Raw genomic sequence first — 16,902 nt, 5'->3', positions numbered from 1 at the left:
TCTTTATTCTCCCGTGTATACGGCACGTCTTTTTTCTTGAAAGGCTTGAAGTCCCTCTGTCCTGTCCTTTGTCGGGATCGTGTGTTCATATGCTTTCTGTTCAATTGATAATCCCGTTGCCAGATTTGTATCCAATCCTTTATTGATCGCGAATTTAGCTTGGCGGATGGCAATTGGACCGTTAGCTGAAATGGCTTCTGCCAGTTCCTCTGCTTTGGCCATAAGCTCACTAGAAGCCGTAACATGCTCTACAAGGTTTATCTTTTTGGCTTCATGGGCCGTTATGCGTCTGCCTGTATAAATTAATTCTTTTGCCTTTCCTCTGCCGATTAGACGGGGAAGTCTTTGTGTCCCTCCTGCGCCTGGGATAATGGCTAAAGCCGTTTCCGGAAGGCCTAATGTAGCATTCTCGGCTGCTATACGGATGTCGCATGCCATTGCCAATTCAAGCCCGCCTCCTAAAGCACTTCCGTTTATGGCTGCTATCACCGGCTGCGGTAAGGCTTCGAGTAAAGCAGCGGTTCTCTGAATGAAGGATACACTTCTGAGAACCTGATCTTGTTTCATTTTTATTCTTTCTTTTAAATCTGCTCCAGCGCAGAACGCTTTTTCGCCGGCGCCTGTCAGGATGACGCAGCGAATTTTCGGGTTGAATTCGATTTCTTGGACAATGGATTGCAGGTCTCTAAGCATTTCTGCCGAAAGGGCATTTGCCGCATGGGGCCTGTTAAGGGTGATGACAGCAATGTGTTCTGTTTTTGACGTAAAAAGGATAGATTCCATTGGTTTTTCCTTTCTTTTATAAAGATGATTTATACACCTGTAAATTTCGGCTCGGAAGATGTTTCCCGATTTTCTCCTCGATCCATTTGGCTGCTGGAAGCAACTTGGCGAGCTTTACGTTTGTTTCGATTCCCATTTGCTCAAACATGTACACGATATCTTCTGTCGCAGCATTTCCTGATGAACCTGGAGCATATGGGCAGCCGCCAAGCCCGCCTGTTGAGCCGTCAAATATTGTGATGCCCATTTGCAGTGCGGTGAGGATATTGGCGAGAGCTGTTCCCCTTGTATCATGAAAGTGGAGTGCGAGCTGGCTTGCCGGGAACCGTTTTAAAAGCGCTTCAAGTACGATTTCAACCTGTACAGGATTTGCCGCTCCGATCGTATCTCCAAGCGATAGTTCAGAAATTCCGAATTCAAATAAAGAATCTGCTAGGCGAATCACTTGTTCGATCGGTACACGTTTTTCATACGGACAGCCGAAAACTGTGGAGAGATAGGCTCTTACTGTAAGATTTGCTGTTTTTGCGTCGTCGGTTACTTGTTTGAGGACTTGGAGAGTGTCAGCAGTGGATTTGTTGATGTTTTTTACGTTGTGTGTTTCGCTTGCGGACATAAAGACAGAAGCTTCGTCAATACCCCCTTCCAGCGCATTCTCCAGTCCCTTTTGATTAGGGACAAGTGCTGCGTACGTGACGCCCTTTACCCGGCTGATGCCTTTTGCCACATCTAAAGCATCTCGAAGCGCGGGAATCCATTTTGGATGAACGAAGGATGTCAATTCGATATAGGTGAGTCCTGTCTGGGAAAGCTGGTTGATCCAAGCGATTTTGTCTTCTGTTGCAAGCCACACCGGTTCGTTTTGCAAGCCATCCCGAGGGCCGACTTCTCTTAACATAACTTTTTTAGGATAGGACATGGTCTGCCTCCCTGATTATTGAGTTGGATCGGCCAGTTCGAGCAGCACATCACCTTCATTCACGAAATCACCTTCATTTTTTTTGACTTCTTTTACTGTCCCGCTTCTCTCTGCAACAATCGGGATTTCCATTTTCATTGATTCTAAAATGGCGACTTCCTGCCCTTTTTCGATGTGGTCTCCGGCTTTAACATGCACCTTCCACAGATTCCCTGCCATTTGAATGTGTATGGTCATGACAGCTGCCTCCTTTATAAGTTGTTTTTCAAAAAATCAGTTGTGACGTCTCCTTTTTTGAATGCTTCTGATGAAGCAGCCTGTAAAAGAAGCGGAATATTCGTTTTAATCCCTTCTATCTGATAGTCACGGAGCGCCTCTTTTAGTCTCTCAATCGCTTCCTCTCTGTTTTGACCTTTGACGATCATTTTGGCGATCATCGGATCATAAAAAGGAGTGACTGCGCTCCCTGTTGCTACTGCACATTCGTGCCGTACTCCCTTTTGTGCCGGGAGAGAAAAAGCGGTGATTGTTCCCGGTGACGGATAAAAGGTTTTCGGATCTTCCGCATAGATTCTGACCTCTATGGCATGCCCGTTTTGGCTTATGTCCTGCTGAGCGAATTTGAGAGTCTGTCCCTCCGCAACCCTTAATTGCTGCTCAACTAAGTCTAAACCTGTAATTTCTTCAGTCACGGGATGCTCTACCTGCAATCTCGTGTTCATTTCCAGAAAATAAAAATTTTTATTCTCGTCAACTAAAAATTCGATTGTTCCCGCATTGGCATAGCCGATCGCTTTGGCTGCTTTCACTGCCGTTTCTCCTATCTTCATTCTCAGCTCATCATCAACAAATGAAGATGGGGCTTCTTCAATGACCTTTTGGTGGCGTCTCTGGACAGAACAATCACGTTCAAACAGATGCACGGCATGCCCGTGGTGATCTGCAAGAATTTGAATTTCAATGTGGCGGGCGTGTTCAATCACCTTTTCTATATACATGGACCCGTCTCCGAAAAAATCTGCTGCGCGCTTTTTGGTGCCTTCATACGCCTTTATCAATGCTTCTTCGTTAGGAACGAGCTGCATTCCGATGCCGCCTCCCCCTGCTGAAGCTTTCAGCATAACGGGGTAGCCGATTTCACTCGCAGCGAGGCAGGCGGCCTGAATGTCTCCAAGGGATTCGGAAACACCGGGCACTACGGGAACACCTGCCTCCTCCATTGCCTTTCGTGCTTCAATTTTACTTCCCATTTTGGCAATGACAGCTGGTGAAGGGCCGATAAACACAATGTTTTCTTCTTTGCAGCGTTGCGCAAAACGGCTGTTTTCTGACAATAATCCATATCCCGGATGGATGGCGTCGGCATTTGCCTTTTTCGCCGCCTCTATGATTCTCTCAATATTTAAATAGCTCTCACTGACTCTCGATTTTCCGATATAATAAGCCTCTGTTGCTGCCTTTGTATGGAGCGCTTCCCTGTCTGCTTCAGAATATACGGCTGCCGTTTTGATCCCAAGGCGGCTGCACGTACGAATGATTCTCATTGCGATTTCTCCCCGATTGGCAATCAGCACTTTTGTAAACAAATGAATTCACCCCTCATTAACTTGATGGTAAGTGAAACAGCTGAATCGTTTTTTCACGCAGTTTGTATTTTTGAATTTTGCCTGAGGCTGTCATAGGATACTCGTCTGTAAAGATGAAATAGCGCGGAATTTTGTGGCGGGCGATTTTCCCTTTGCAATAGGCTTTCAGCTCTTCGGGTGAAGCTGTTTTTCCCTCTTTCAGCTTAATCCAGGCAGCTGCTTCCTCCCCGTATTTTTCGTCAGGCACACCAACTACCTGTACATCTAAAATATTAGGATGGCGGTATAAAAATTCTTCTATTTCTCTGGGATAAATGTTTTCACCGCCTCTGATGAGCATGTCTTTTAATCTCCCGGTGACGCGGCAGTATCCGTCTTCATCCATAACAGCGAGATCACCGGTAAATAGCCATCCGTCTGGGTTGATTGCCTTTTGGGTAGCTTCTTCGTCTTTATAATAGCCCTTCATGACATGATAGCCGCGGGTGCAAAGCTCTCCCTGTACACCTCTTTGAACCTCATGAAACGTGCCCGGCTCCACAATTTTCACTTCGACCTCAGGCAAGGCTCGGCCGGTTGTTTCCACCCTTCTTTGGAAGGAATCATTAGCTCTTGTTTGTGTGATCACCGGCGAAGCTTCCGTTTGTCCGTAAGCGATTGTGATGTCTGTCATGCCCATTTTTTCAATGACAGCTTTCATCACTTCGCTTGGACAGGATGATCCGGCCATGATGCCTGTTCGCAACGATGACAGATCATAAGAATCAAAATTCTGATGATGAAGCTCCGCGATAAACATGGTCGGTACGCCGTGAAGCGCTGTGCATTTCTCGTTTTCAACCGTTTTAAGGACTGTGACAGGTTCAAATTCTACAACAGGTACCATAGCTGCGCCGACGGACACACATGCCAAAACGCCAAGCACGCAGCCGAAGCAATGGAAAAACGGAACCGGGATGCACATGCGGTCATATGAAGTTAATTTCATACATTCAGCGATATTTACGGCGTTGTTGATGACATTAAAATGAGTCAGCATCACTCCTTTAGGAAATCCTGTCGTTCCTGACGTGTATTGCATGTTAATCACGTCATTTTTTTCAAGGCTGTTCATTCTTGCTTCCAGCTCGGCATCTGTCACTGTTTGTGCCAGCATCTCTGTATCGTCCCAGTGATACATACCAGGTAAACGTTTTTCACCGATATAAATCAGTGTTTTTAAACACGGATAGCGTTCTGATTGCAGCTGCCCTGGCTCTGCATCCTTCAGCTCAGGAATTAAGCTGTTGAGGATCCCTGTATAAGAAGTGCCGCGATAGGAATCCATGACAATAAGCGCATCCGCATCTGATTGTCTCAGCAAGTAATCAAGCTCTTGGGCTTGGTAATTCGTATTCACGGTAACGAGCACGGCTCCGATTTTTGCGGTGGCGAATTGAGCAGCAAGCCATTCCGGTATATTTGAGGCCCATATGGCCACGTGGTCTCCCTTTCCAATCCCCATCCCCATAAGCCCTTTAGCGGTTTGACGGCACAGCCTGTTGAATTGCGCGTACGTGTAGCGGAGATTCCGATCGGGATAGACAACCGCTTCTTGATCAGGATAGGCTGTTGCCGTTTGTTCCAGTAGCCTGCCGATTGTGCAATGGATGAGTTCGGACATGTGTCGGTCCTCCTTTCACGAGATCAGAAAGCGTTTACATTTCATTTCAGAAGCTGTCTGGCGATCACGATACGCTGAATTTCTGATGTGCCCTCTCCAATTTCCATCAATTTTGCATCCCGCAGCATCCGTTCAACCGCGTATTCCCTCATGTAGCCGGAACCGCCGTGGATTTGAATCGCTTGGTTGCATGCCCTTGTTGCCATTTCAGAGGCAAACAGCTTGGCATAAGCCGCTTCTTTCGTAAACGGGCGCTTATGATCTTTCAGCCAGGCCGCTTTTAATACCATTTGCCGGGCCAGATCGATTTCCATCGCCATGTCGGCAAGTTTAAACTGAATGGCCTGAAAGGAAGAAATCGGCTGTCCGAACTGCTTTCGTTCTTTTGCATAGGCTAAGGATGCGTCTAGTGCCGCTTGGGCAATGCCGACTGCCAGAGCGGCAATTGAAATGCGTCCGCCATCCAGGGTATGAAGAAACTGTTTAAATCCTTTTGAAGGGTCGCCGAGCAGGTAACTTGCGGGTACACGGACATCCTCAAGCAGAATTTCCGCTGTATTTGACCCGCGCACACCCATTTTATCGTACGGGCTCGTTATGGTAAGGCCGGGTGTATCAGTCGGAACAATCAAAGCGGAGATGATATTATGCCCGCTCTCATTTTTGCCTGTCACTGCCGTCACAATCACTGTACGTGCGTAGCTGGCATTTGTGATCCAGCATTTTTCGCCGTTAATCACATATTCATCACCATCTATCACCGCTTTCGTTTGCGTGCCTCCTGCATCAGAGCCGGCATTTGGTTCTGTCAGACCGAATGATCCGAGTGCTTTGCCGGAAGCTAGAGGAATCAAATGCTCCCGTTTTTGTTCTTCTGTCCCGAAGTAATATAGAGGGCTTGCACCGAGTGAAACTGCAGCTGCATAGCTTAATCCTGTACTGCCGCATGCTTTGCCGATTTCTTCAACAGCTAAGGCATAGGAAATTGTATCTCCGCCTGATCCTCCATATTCCTCAGGAAAGGGGATGCCCATCAGTCCGAGACCACCCATTTTTTGAAACGTTTGTATCGGGAATTCACCCGTTTGATCCACATGTTCTGCGTGAGGAGCAATTTCTCTCTTTGCAAAATCCTTTACCATTTCACGTACCATTTGCTGTTCTTTTGTCAGTTCAAAATTCACTTGGTTTCCTCCTTCACATCTTTGTAACATCCTATTAAGTGAATTCAGTAATCATTCCCTGACAAAAGAAGTCTGAAAATTAAAACGGAACCACTTTCTATATGATCAGCAATGGTATGAACAAATATATGGCGTAAGCACATCCTTCCATATTGCAAACGCAATCTCTTGCCCTTCAGAAAGTGCCGGGAAGTTCCAAAGGAAAAACGTATCAATAAACAAGCCGACGGTTGCCCCCATTTTGCTTGTTTCATACATCTAAACCTGCAGACTCAGATGTATTCCCCCTTGAGAATGCTATATATTTCTAAGTCGACAACTCCTTTGCCGGCCCAATAAGAAGCCTGTCTAATTAAGCCTTCTCTCATAAAATTATTTTTCAAGAGGACTTTTTTTGACGCTTCATTTGCAGGCATAACCTCTGCTTGAATTCGGTTTACGTTGACTTTATTAAATAAAAAAGTGACCAGCATTTGGACGGCTTCAGTTGCAATGCCTTTACGCCAATAAACTTGTCCTAGAAAGTATCCTATGGTTACCATGTTTACTTTCTGGTTAAAATCCATTGCTTCAATGATCCCAACCAATGTAGTCCCTTGATACTTCTCGAAAATCCCCCACTTTATTCTGCTTTTTTTCTGATAATCTCTCTCAAAATGGCGAATCATTTTATGTACTGTCTTTATGTTATGTTTCGGAATGATGCCGCAGTATTCAAATACTTTGTCATTGTCATAGATTGAAAATACATCTTGCAAGTGTGTCTCTTCGATCTTTTTTAATACTAAATGCTCGTATTCCAATACAGGAAAATCGGTAAAAATCATTTCCAAATTCACGTTCTTTCCTCCATTGTATTTCCTTTATTTGTTTTCTCTTAGTACTTCAGCACCGGCCATACGTTTCCTGTCTATTCATGAAATTGGAATATAAAGAGACGGCTAGTAAATAGCCGTCTCTAAGGGCTATTGATTTATTTTTCTTTTTGAGGCCTTGCTTTCGTTATGAAGCCGATCTACTGATGTGACATAATACGTATAGGTTTTATTTGGTTCTGCCGTGTCATCCAAGAAGGTTTGCTTGTCGTTTGTTTTTCTTGCGGTGGACAGTAATGCTTGCTCCTGTTTTCCTTCAGATCTGTATATCGCATAATAGGCTGTTTCCTTCGTTTTTCGATTTGATGGGTGGTCTTGTATGTGCAGGAGATTTCCATTATCGTCTGCGGTTACTTTGGTCAGTTTCGGTTTTTTTGGCGCTTTGCTGTCGAGCCAAGGCATTTCGGGTACCAGTGCGGGCTTACTGTACAGGTCGGTTATGAGTCTGTCTTTGATGCCGAGCGGATTATTATTGAGGTCTTTGAGGCTGAAATGCATGCTTCCTTTCACCAGCTCCAGCTGCCGGTTGAGGTTGATTTGTCGGGCGTATTCTTCAGGGTCGGACCACGGCGGGTCAAAATTGTTATTGATTTTATAAGCTGCCTGCCCGATGTATAAATGAACGGATCTATTTTTGACTTCGTTGCTCCACCAATCAGCCAGCACGTCATAAGCCGCTGCGTTGAAGCCGATGCTCCAGTAAATTTGTGGGGCAATATAGTCGATGTCGCCTTGCTGGATCCAATGTCTCGTATCTGCATAAAGGTCATCATAATTTCTGACGCCTGCTTTTGTATTTGATCCGGTTGGGTCGTCTTCTATGTTTCTCCATACACCGAATGGGCTGATGCCGAATTTAACATATGGTTTTTCAGCTTTAATGGTTTGATTGATTTGGCGGACAAGCTGGTTTACATTGTCTCTTCGCCAGTCATCAATATCGGGAAATGTGTCTTTCCCGTATTGTTCGTACTGTTTTGAATCAGGGAATTCCTGTCCGGCTATTTTATAAGGGTAAAAATAATCATCCATATGAACGGCATCAATATCATAATGCTTTACGACTTCTTCAATGCCCTCGACGATAAAATCCCTTGCTTCAGGAATGCCGGGATTATAATAAAGCTGCTTTCCGTAAGCAGCGACCCAGTCAGGATGCTTTCTTGCCGGGTGATCCTCAGACAATTTATTGAGATCTGTATGGTTCATCGTAATGCGGTAAGGATTAACCCAAGCGTGAAATTCAAGATTTCGTTTATGGGCTTCTTCAATCATAAAGGCGAGCGGATCATAACCTGGGTCTTTTCCTTGAACACCAGTCAAATATTCAGACCAAGGCCCGTAAGCGGACGGATAAAAGGCATCGGCCGTCGGCTTAATTTGAACAATGACGGCATTCATTCCCATTGACTGAACGTCATCCAGCAGGCTGAGATACTCCTGTTTTTGTGCTTCAATCGACAACCCTTTTTTTGATGGCCAATCAAGGTTTAATACGGATGCAATCCATACGGCTCTCAGTTCCCTGTCCGTTTGTGCTTTGGCCAGATACGGAACGGTTATGATCAACGTTCCGATGAGCAAGCTGACAAGAATACGTACGATCGGCTTTTGACAACCCTTCATTGTATTTCGTCTCCCCCATTACATCGCTTTCACTATTTCGTTATTACGGTATTCCCGGGCTGTAAAAGGGTGCTTAATCGATTGAAGAAACCGGAATTATCACTGGGTGAACGTAAAAAAGTCCCGAAGCATCTTTATCTGCTTTAGGACTTTTTATCATTTATGAGTATTTGGACACTTTTTAACACGTCAACGAGTTTTACACCTACGCCGACAGCTGATTCAAGAATGGCCTGTGCGCCTGCGATCGATAATATGAAAATCACCGGAACAGCGATATCAGGTAAAAAAAGATAGCCCAGCCCAATCAGGATGGCACACCAAACGCCGGCGCACCAGTAGCAATTAAGCATATAGCCAAAGTTTGAGGCCGGCACGTTTTTTTCATTCACGTGCCCGTTTGCATCAACAGTCCTTTTCTTTTTCATAAAAGGTTTTCGGATGAATTCAGTAATTTTGTCGAATACAATTAAGTGTGTCAGCCTGTAACTCGCCAGTATCAGCATAAAAAAAGTAAGCCAAGAAAGATGTTCCATGACAAGCCTCCAAGAAAAAGGATGTTGTTATCATTCCCCGCATTTTTGCATCCATTCTTATGCGCGACTCTCTAGCAAAAAGAAAACCGGACAGAGAATCGCTTCTGTTCGGCCTGTATTTGTTTAATGCTTGTTTGGCAGCATTTTTTGATCTGACGTAATCTTGTCTAATATATCAAGTATGATGCTTGCATTCTTTTCAGCAAATTCACCTTCCAGCATGTCTTTGTGCGCGCCGTAGCCGGTGTATTCGGTATAGCCTTCCTCAGCGGCGTCTTGCCATTTCTGTAATACCATCGGGCCGCTTGTTTCCGACTGAATGCCAGCTTCAATGAAATGAATGTTTGACTTGATACGGCCTTCATTTATTAGGTGAGCCCAATAATCCTGATAGCACCTTTTTTTCTGCATCACTGTTTCTCTGACTGCTTCTGGCAGGTATGCGGCTGAGTCGTCGTTTTCGGTATCTGCTGTTATCGACTGATCCTTTTTGTAGGCGTCTACGATAATGAAGTCACTGACTTCTAATCCTTTCTGCTCCATAGCCTGTACGACCTCAAAAGCCAAATTTCCGCCCGCGGAGTAGCCTAATAGAACGTACGGTCCTTCTGGCTGTATGTCGGTGATGCGGCTGACGTATTGTTCGATGCGGCTGTCTTCCTCAATAAAATGAAAACCATATACGGCTGCTTTGTGATTTAGCTGTAGTGCCAAGTCTTTGAAATAAATCCCGAAGCCTGAAATCGGCGGGAAGCAGAAAAGGTTTTTTCCGCCTTGTTCGTTCAGTTGGATCACATGCTGTTCGCCAGCCGCTGCCAGCTGATTAGAATAAAGCTTTTCCGCAAGCTGGGCGATCGTCGGATTTTCGAATAAGACATCGATCGGTATATCAATATGCTGATGATGTTTAAGCATGTGTATCACTTGAAGCGCTTTAAGTGAATGTCCGCCAACAGCAAAGAAATCATCATGTATTCCGATCGTTTTGACACCGAGTACGCTTTTCCAAATTTGCATCAATTCCTGTTCGACCCAGTTTCTGGGCGGTGTAAGATCCTGACGATTTTCAGACTCGTTTTCAGGAATAGGAAGTGCGCTGCGATTGATTTTTCCGTTTCCAGTAAGCGGCATACGGTCAACCCGGACCCAGCGCTGCGGAATCATGTAGTCAGGAAGCACACGTGCCAATGCAACGCGAATTTCCTTTTCGTTTCTGCTGTCATCACTAACATAATGCGTGTATAGCTGCGCCTCTCCGTCTATTTCCACCAATGTAACTGCTGCTTCACGGACCCCTTCAATTTCTAACAGCCGCGCTTCAATTTCAGCGGGTTCAATCCGTTTGCCGCGAATTTTAATCTGCCTGTCAATCCGGCTGATATATTCTAGATTCCCATCTGGCAGCCATCGCGCCAAATCACCGGTACGGTATATTCTTTTTTCAGGTATGAAAGGATCAGGAGAAAAAACGGCAGCTGTTACATCATCTCTATTCAAATAGCCTTTTGCCACTCCGTCACCGCCGACATATAGCTCTCCGGGAACGCCTATTGGCAAGAGACGTCCTTTTGCATCTAAGATGAAAGCGGTACAATTGCTGATCGGTTTCCCAATCGGTATTGGAGTCGCATAGTCTCTTTTAATCTCAAAAAAGGTTGAGAATGTCGTGTTTTCCGTTGGTCCATAGATATTATAAAGCGAAAGCTTCGGACACGCGTGTCTGACAGCATTTATAAGCTCAGGCGACAGCGCTTCGCCCCCGACATATAGCGTATGAAGCCTGCCGAACATGTCAGCTTGAGCTTGTGCCAGCTGATTAAAAAGAGCGGTTGTCAAAAACAGCACTGAGATGTTGTTTTCAAGCAAATAAGAGCCAAAACGATCTGGTGTCAGCATTGTTGATTTGTCAATGATATGCAAAGTTGCTCCTTTTAAAAGGGCCCCAAACATTTCAAAGGTGACGGCGTCAAAGCTGATGGATCCTGTCAGGATAAAGCGGTCATTTACAGAAGCTGATGTGTAATTGCTGTTGCAAACAAGGGACACGACATTGCGATTGGTGATCATGACGCCTTTAGGCTGGCCGGTCGAACCGGAAGTATACATGATGTACGCGAGATCATCCGGGCCAGTGACGATTTCCAAAGGTTTCGTATGTTCTTCAATCAGCGCCTCTGCATCTGCAGAAATGAGGGTTCCTGCAAAGGCTGTGTTTGGCTCCAGTCCTTTTTGAACAATCAGCATAGCGGCTTTTGTCTCGTCGAGCATATAGCTAATCCGTTCAGGCGGAAGCTCCGCGTCAAGAGGAAGGTATGTCCCCCCTGCTTTTAAAACAGCCAGTACACTAATGATGAATTCAGGAGAATGACCAGCCAAAATACCAGCTGTTCCGTTTCGGCGCAGCCCGTTTTCATACAATGTTCTGGCCAATACATCCGATTTTTGATCAAGTTCACGATACGAGATGGACCTATTTCCGTAAGCTAGAGCCGTTTGATCTGGTGTTTTTGCTGCCTGTTCGCGGAATAGATCTATCACTGTTTTGTTTTTCGGATACTCCGTTGAAGTGTCGTTACATTGTGTTAACATCTGCTCTTTTTCTTTCGGATCAAGAAAGGAAAAGTCTGCAACGGGAATGTCAGGGTGATCTGCAGCAGCTTGTAACGCTTGTGTTAGCTGTCTTTGGATGCAGGTCATCCAGGCAGCATCATACACGTGCGCATTATAGCTGAACTTGATGACGAGTTCATCACCGGGAGCAACGACAAGGTTGAAATTGTACCCTGACTGTTCAGACACGTTTACATTGTCTATTTGCAGAGGTGAATCAATCCGATCAGCTGAGTCAGCCATTTTTTGCTGTAATGGATAGTTTTCAAAGACAATAATGTGGTCAATCAGTTCCTGTTTTAATGCGGTGTTTGCCTGAATATCGAATAAAGGATGGCAGGTAAACGGCTCGGCGTCCAGCATATCTTGTTGACAGCGGGTGAGCAGTTCTGCAAACGTTTCTTCTTTACCTGTTTGAACACGAACCGGAACCGTATTGATAAACAATCCGATCATTGACTCAACACCCGGGATTTCAGATGGTCTGCCTGAAACGACTGCGCCAAAAACGACATCGTCCGTTCGGTTGTAGCGCTGGAGCATGACACCCCAGACCGTTTGAATAAAGGTGGCAAGCGTGACGCCTGTTTGTTTGGCGGTCTCTTTTAGCTTGTCCGTCAGCTTTTGATGTAGAGTGAAAATGAATTCTTCACGGTAATACCCTTCTTTTGCTTCTCTGTCCGTCACCCGAGGCAGCGGTGAGGGGGTGCTGTAGTTTTTCAGATAAGCACGCCAGTAGTCCGCTGCCGCTTCTTTGTCTTGTTTTGTCAGCCAAGAAATATAGGTGCTATAGGGACGGACAGGCTCCATAGCAAGGTGATTTCCTGTATGGATAGATTGATAGATTTGCATAAATTCCTGCAGAATGATCCCGAGACACCAGCCGTCCATTAAGATGTGATGATGACTCCAGACACAGACATGCTCATTTTCCGCTTTTTTGAGCAGAGAAATCCGCATCAGCATGTCTTTTTGCAAATCAAACCCTTTTTCTTTATCTTTCTCTTTAAACTGTTCAATATAATCTATCTGCTCATTCGTTTGCAGGCTGGAAATGTCCTCATTGTGCAAATGGAATTTCCGTTCTGTCATCACGACCTGCCGAGGCCCCGATAAATTGGGGACGTGCGGCAGAAATACGGTTCTGAAGATATCATGGCGGTCGATGATGGCTTGAATACTGCGCTGAAACATCTCATAGCTAAGGTTTCCTTTTATCGTAAAGAGCGACTGCTCAACATATGCTCCCTCCTCTTTATGGAGGAAGGAATGAAACAGCATTCCCTCCTGCATATGACTCAGAGGATAAATGTTCTTGATTTTTTTTGTTTTACCCATATCGCCTGCACCTTTCTATACGGTTTCATTAGTGAAAACTGAGCATATCAGCGATTTCCTGGAGTGCGTCCTCGGTCAGTTCATGATCATCAAAATCGCTGATGGTTTTTTCTGTTTCTGTTTTGTTCAGACAGTGATCAATCAGCTTCAGTAAATAGTGATGGCAATTCTCACAAAGCTGTGCGATTGTTTTATGCTGGAAACGGGATGTTTCGTACGTCATGTTGACTGTCATTTTTCCTTCTGCTGCCATCGCACTGATGTCAAGCGTTTGCTCACGGTTCCAAGAAGTGCTGATATCTTCTCCGGTCCCGAGCGGAGAAAACGAGAAGGTGTTTTCATCAGGCGCTTCAGTTGTACGGCTGTTTTCAAATTGCCCCAAATAGTTGAAGCTGATTTCCGTTGTGCCGGTGAAATCGACGTCAGTTTTCTCAGGCGAGGTCAAATACTTGAGTACACCGTAGCCGAATCCTTTGTCCGGTACGCGTCTCAGTGTATCTTTTGTTGTTTTTAACACATGAACCAAGTATTCTTCTTGATCCTTGTCGGTCAAGTCTGAATCTAGGTTGACGAATAACGGATAAATGGCGGTAAACCATCCAACCGTGCGGCTAACATCTATGCCGTCTAACACATCCTCGCGTCCGTGGCTTTCTAATGACAATTTGACGGTGGATTGTTTCGTCCAATCCCGCAAAGCTAGAATCACGGAAGCCAGCAGCATATCTTGCGTATCTGTGTTATATGTGCGGTTGACGCTTTTTAAAAGCGCCTCCGTCTCTTTTGTATTGAGAGAGAATGAAACTGTATCCCGTTTTCTCTGATTTAACGTTTGATCGTTTATTTGATCAAACGGCAGTGCTTCTGCCTGATACTCTTCAGCTTCGCGCCAATAGGCGAGCTGTTTCATAAGCTGACGGCTTTCAGCATAGTCGGCGAGTTTTTCCGTATATGCTTTGAATGAGCTTGTTTTAGGCGGCAAATCAATGCCTTCTCCGTTTGCAGCCTGACGATATCCGGTTGCCAAATCCTCCAGCAGGACACGCCATGAGATGCCGTCAACGATGAAGTGATGAGCCGTTAGGAACAAAAAATCTCCGTCATCTGTACGGAAAAGTCCGGCCTGCAATAGCGGCCCTTTTTCCAAATCTATGTTCTGTTGAATGCCACGTACATGGTGTTTCATAAGAGACTCATATGCTTTGACTTCTGAACCTTTAAGGTTGATGATCTGAAGGCTGTAAAGCGCGTCGTCTGAATGACTGACTGGCCGATTATATTGAACCCATTTACCTTGCTCAGACTGTGTGAACACCATTCGCAGCGCATCGTGGTGGATTGTGATGGCTTTTAACGTTTTGCGCAGCGCGTCTTCTTGGACGGAGGTATTCCGATGCAGCATAACAGATTGATTAAAATGGTGTTTCTCTTTTATATCTTGAGAAAGGAACCATTTCTGAACAGGTGACCATTGTACTTCTCCCTCAACCGGAGCTTGGCTGGCACTAGTATCGGAATCACGAATATAGGCTGCAAGTTCTTTCATTGTCGGATGACTGAATAAATCTTTAACCGACATTTGTTTCCCGATTCGATGAAGCCGTGCTGACACCTGTAACGCTTTAATGGAATCTCCCCCGAGCTCAAAGAACGAATCATCAATTCCGATTTTCTCTGCACCGAGCACTTCACCCCATATATCTGCCAGTGTTTGTTCCATCTCGCTGTTCGGTGCATGAAATGTACGTACTGGATTGAATGTCGGTTCTGGAAGTGCCCGGCGATCCAGCTTGCCATTTGGTGACAAAGGAAGTGTGTCCAGCGTTTGAATAAACGCCGGCATCATATATAAAGGCAGCTGTTTTTTTAATTCGGCACGCAGCATTTCTGTATTGAAGTCTTGATCTGCCACAATGTAAGCACACAATTCGGTTTGAGCAGGCGCTGTTTCGCGAGCAAGTACAACAGCCTCTTTTACTCCGTTTATACGGCGGATAACTGATTCAATTTCTTTCGTTTCTACACGGTGGCCTCGGATTTTGACTTGATCGTCCAGTCGTCCTACGTATTCGATTGTACCGTCTGTCATCCATCTGGCTGCGTCACCTGTTCGATACATCCGTTTTTCGGGCTGGAATGGGTGCTGAACGAACGTTTTTGCTGTCAGTTCCGGAAGATTGACGTACCCTCTTGCAAGCCCTGTTCCTGCTATGCAAAGCTCGCCGGTAACGCCGATTGGCTGAAGCTGATCCCCGTTTAAAATCAGCACTTCAGTATTGTCGATCGGGCGGCCGATGCATACGTTTTTCTGCCGTTCCATATGTCTCATGGCTGTGGTTGCCACACTGTTTTCTGTCGGCCCATATTCATTTGCTAGCTCTGTATTCGGGCATATTGCCATGCTGCGGTCTATCAATTCCCGGTCAGCTGCTTCTCCTGCAAGCGTGACTACTCTAAGCGTCTTCGCATCTTCCGGCTGTATGACGTCCAAAAGTGCCCGATATAAAACAGGGACGATAATCATATGTGTAATCCGATGATGAGATAGATTATGCTTAATGGACAAAATATCTTTCGCTTCGTTTTCATCAGGCAGCACTGTCTTTGCACCTGACAAAAGCGGTGTGAACATACTTGTTAAAAAGCCGTCAAACGAAAAAGAAAAGAGCTGAAGGACTGTGTCTGTCTCATTCAAAGCATAAGCATTTCGCCGCCACTGCAGGGTATTGGCTATTCCTTTATGTTCGACCATCACTCCTTTTGGCTGGCCTGTCGTTCCTGAAGTGTAAATGATATAAGCCAAATGCTGAGGGCGTGACACTTGAGGAAGCGGTGATCCGTCGTATGTCTCCGCGTTCTCTATGGCGAATATCTCACCTTCAAAATCTTCAAGTGCTTCTTGATCCGCAGCAGGTAAAGTGATGAGCAGTTTGCTTCGGCTGTCGCCGAGTATATAGCGTTTCCGTTCCGCCGGGTATTCCGGATCAATCGGGACATAACAGCCGCCGGCTTTCCAAACACCCAGAATGGCTGCAATCATGCTGAATGAACGAGGCATCATAATTCCGACTGGTGTGTCCGGTTTAACCCCGCGGTCACGCAGGGCCCATGCAATGCCATTGGACCATTCGTCCAGTTCCTGATAGGTGAGTGTGTTTTCTCTGCTGACGAGTGCAGGAGCATTCGGAGTCAGCGCTGCTTGTTTTTCAAACAGGTGATCGATTGTTTGCACTTTATGGTCATTCTCTTGCCCGCTGTTAAACTCATTCAGCAGTTTGTTTCGCTCTTCATGAGTCAGAATGTCGATATCGTTAAGAAGTGTGTTCGGATTTTCGACGATATGGCTAAGCAAATTTGTCAGATGACATGTCCATTGTTTTATCGTTGCTTTTTGAAAAAGCGAAGTTGAATATTCAAATTGCAAATGAATTTGCTCGTCACCCTCAGAAGCCTGCAAAGTGATATCAAACTTAGAAACATGATGAGAAACGCCGGCCGACTGGAGTTGTATGTCATCCAGCTCCAAAGTCTGTTGCTCTGTATTTTGAACGACTAACATGGAATCAAACACTGGATTTCGGCTCATATCCCTTGTCACACCGAGCTTGTCGACAAGCTCTTCGAACGGGTAATCCTGATGTTCGTAAGCTTCCAATGCGGTCTCGCGCACTTCCTGCAACAATTGCGCAAACGGCTTCCCGCCCTCCGGGCGTGCCCGAAGCGCCAGGGTGTTGACGAACATTCCAAGTATCGGCTCAAGCTCCTTGTGAGGACGTCCGGCG

11 protein-coding genes and 1 pseudogene are annotated in these 16,902 nt (G+C 45.6%); all 12 read right to left on the bottom strand.

The annotated features are described in order from the left end of the window. Positions 1 to 3 precede the first annotated feature (3 nt). Entirely contained in the window at positions 4 to 783 is a 780-nt protein-coding gene (locus V6D42_RS05255; protein ID WP_333512593.1) for an enoyl-CoA hydratase, read from the bottom strand. A 16-nt stretch (positions 784 to 799) separates the two neighbouring features. Beyond that, positions 800 to 1,702 carry a hydroxymethylglutaryl-CoA lyase gene (gene ldeG, locus V6D42_RS05250; RefSeq protein ID WP_333512592.1) on the bottom strand — a complete coding sequence of 301 codons (903 nt, stop codon included), beginning with the start codon at positions 1,700 to 1,702 and terminating at the stop codon, positions 800 to 802. A gap of 15 nt (positions 1,703 to 1,717) precedes the next feature. Then, positions 1,718 to 1,939, bottom strand: a complete 222-nt coding sequence (locus V6D42_RS05245; protein ID WP_333512591.1) for an acetyl-CoA carboxylase biotin carboxyl carrier protein subunit — start codon at positions 1,937 to 1,939, stop codon at positions 1,718 to 1,720. 14 nt (positions 1,940 to 1,953) lie between these two features. Then, positions 1,954 to 3,288, bottom strand: coding sequence for an acetyl-CoA carboxylase biotin carboxylase subunit (locus tag V6D42_RS05240; RefSeq protein WP_333512590.1), 1,335 nt, complete (start codon positions 3,286 to 3,288; stop codon positions 1,954 to 1,956). Positions 3,289 to 3,304: 16 nt separating this feature from the next. Next, entirely contained in the window at positions 3,305 to 4,951 is a 1,647-nt protein-coding gene (locus V6D42_RS05235) for an AMP-binding protein (protein ID WP_333512589.1), read from the bottom strand. Positions 4,952 to 4,992: 41 nt separating this feature from the next. Continuing rightward, positions 4,993 to 6,135, bottom strand: a complete 1,143-nt coding sequence (locus V6D42_RS05230) for an acyl-CoA dehydrogenase family protein (protein WP_333512588.1) — start codon at positions 6,133 to 6,135, stop codon at positions 4,993 to 4,995. A gap of 105 nt (positions 6,136 to 6,240) precedes the next feature. Next, positions 6,241 to 6,393, bottom strand: coding sequence for a hypothetical protein (locus tag V6D42_RS05225; protein WP_442893193.1), 153 nt, complete (start codon positions 6,391 to 6,393; stop codon positions 6,241 to 6,243). A 14-nt stretch (positions 6,394 to 6,407) separates the two neighbouring features. Further along, positions 6,408 to 6,974, bottom strand: a complete 567-nt coding sequence (locus tag V6D42_RS05220; protein ID WP_333512587.1) for a GNAT family N-acetyltransferase — start codon at positions 6,972 to 6,974, stop codon at positions 6,408 to 6,410. Positions 6,975 to 7,100: 126 nt separating this feature from the next. Further along, positions 7,101 to 8,636 (bottom strand): glycoside hydrolase family 10 protein, encoded by a 1,536-nt coding sequence (locus tag V6D42_RS05215; protein ID WP_333512586.1) that lies wholly within the window; start codon positions 8,634 to 8,636, stop codon positions 7,101 to 7,103. 143 nt (positions 8,637 to 8,779) lie between these two features. After that, the gene (locus V6D42_RS05210; RefSeq protein WP_010334451.1) at positions 8,780 to 9,172 is read right to left on the bottom strand and encodes a DUF1360 domain-containing protein; all 393 of its coding nucleotides are present in this window, start codon (positions 9,170 to 9,172) and stop codon (positions 8,780 to 8,782) included. 123 nt (positions 9,173 to 9,295) lie between these two features. Next, a complete protein-coding gene (fenB, locus tag V6D42_RS05205) occupies positions 9,296 to 13,120 on the bottom strand; it encodes a fengycin non-ribosomal peptide synthetase FenB (RefSeq protein WP_333512585.1) in 3,825 nt (1,274 codons plus the stop codon). Positions 13,121 to 13,148: 28 nt separating this feature from the next. Continuing rightward, positions 13,149 to 16,902: pseudogene (gene fenA, locus V6D42_RS05200) on the bottom strand (fengycin non-ribosomal peptide synthetase FenA); the annotation flags it as partial.

The sequence above is a fragment of the Bacillus sp. 0909A genome (assembly GCF_036765115.1).
GTDB lineage: Bacteria > Bacillota > Bacilli > Bacillales > Bacillaceae > Bacillus > Bacillus mojavensis.
Note: the sequence above shows the minus strand (reverse complement) of the source record. Positions and strands in the feature narration are given on the sequence as shown.

Coding starts and splice junctions, on each gene's coding strand:
- V6D42_RS05255 (WP_333512593.1), bottom strand. CDS start 783: ATGGAATCTATCCTTTTTACGTCAAAAACAGAACACATTGCTGTCATC.
- ldeG (WP_333512592.1), bottom strand. CDS start 1,702: ATGTCCTATCCTAAAAAAGTTATGTTAAGAGAAGTCGGCCCTCGGGAT.
- V6D42_RS05245 (WP_333512591.1), bottom strand. CDS start 1,939: ATGACCATACACATTCAAATGGCAGGGAATCTGTGGAAGGTGCATGTT.
- V6D42_RS05235 (WP_333512589.1), bottom strand. CDS start 4,951: ATGTCCGAACTCATCCATTGCACAATCGGCAGGCTACTGGAACAAACG.
- V6D42_RS05225 (WP_442893193.1), bottom strand. CDS start 6,393: ATGTATGAAACAAGCAAAATGGGGGCAACCGTCGGCTTGTTTATTGAT.
- V6D42_RS05215 (WP_333512586.1), bottom strand. CDS start 8,636: ATGAAGGGTTGTCAAAAGCCGATCGTACGTATTCTTGTCAGCTTGCTC.
- V6D42_RS05210 (WP_010334451.1), bottom strand. CDS start 9,172: ATGGAACATCTTTCTTGGCTTACTTTTTTTATGCTGATACTGGCGAGT.
- fenB (WP_333512585.1), bottom strand. CDS start 13,120: ATGGGTAAAACAAAAAAAATCAAGAACATTTATCCTCTGAGTCATATG.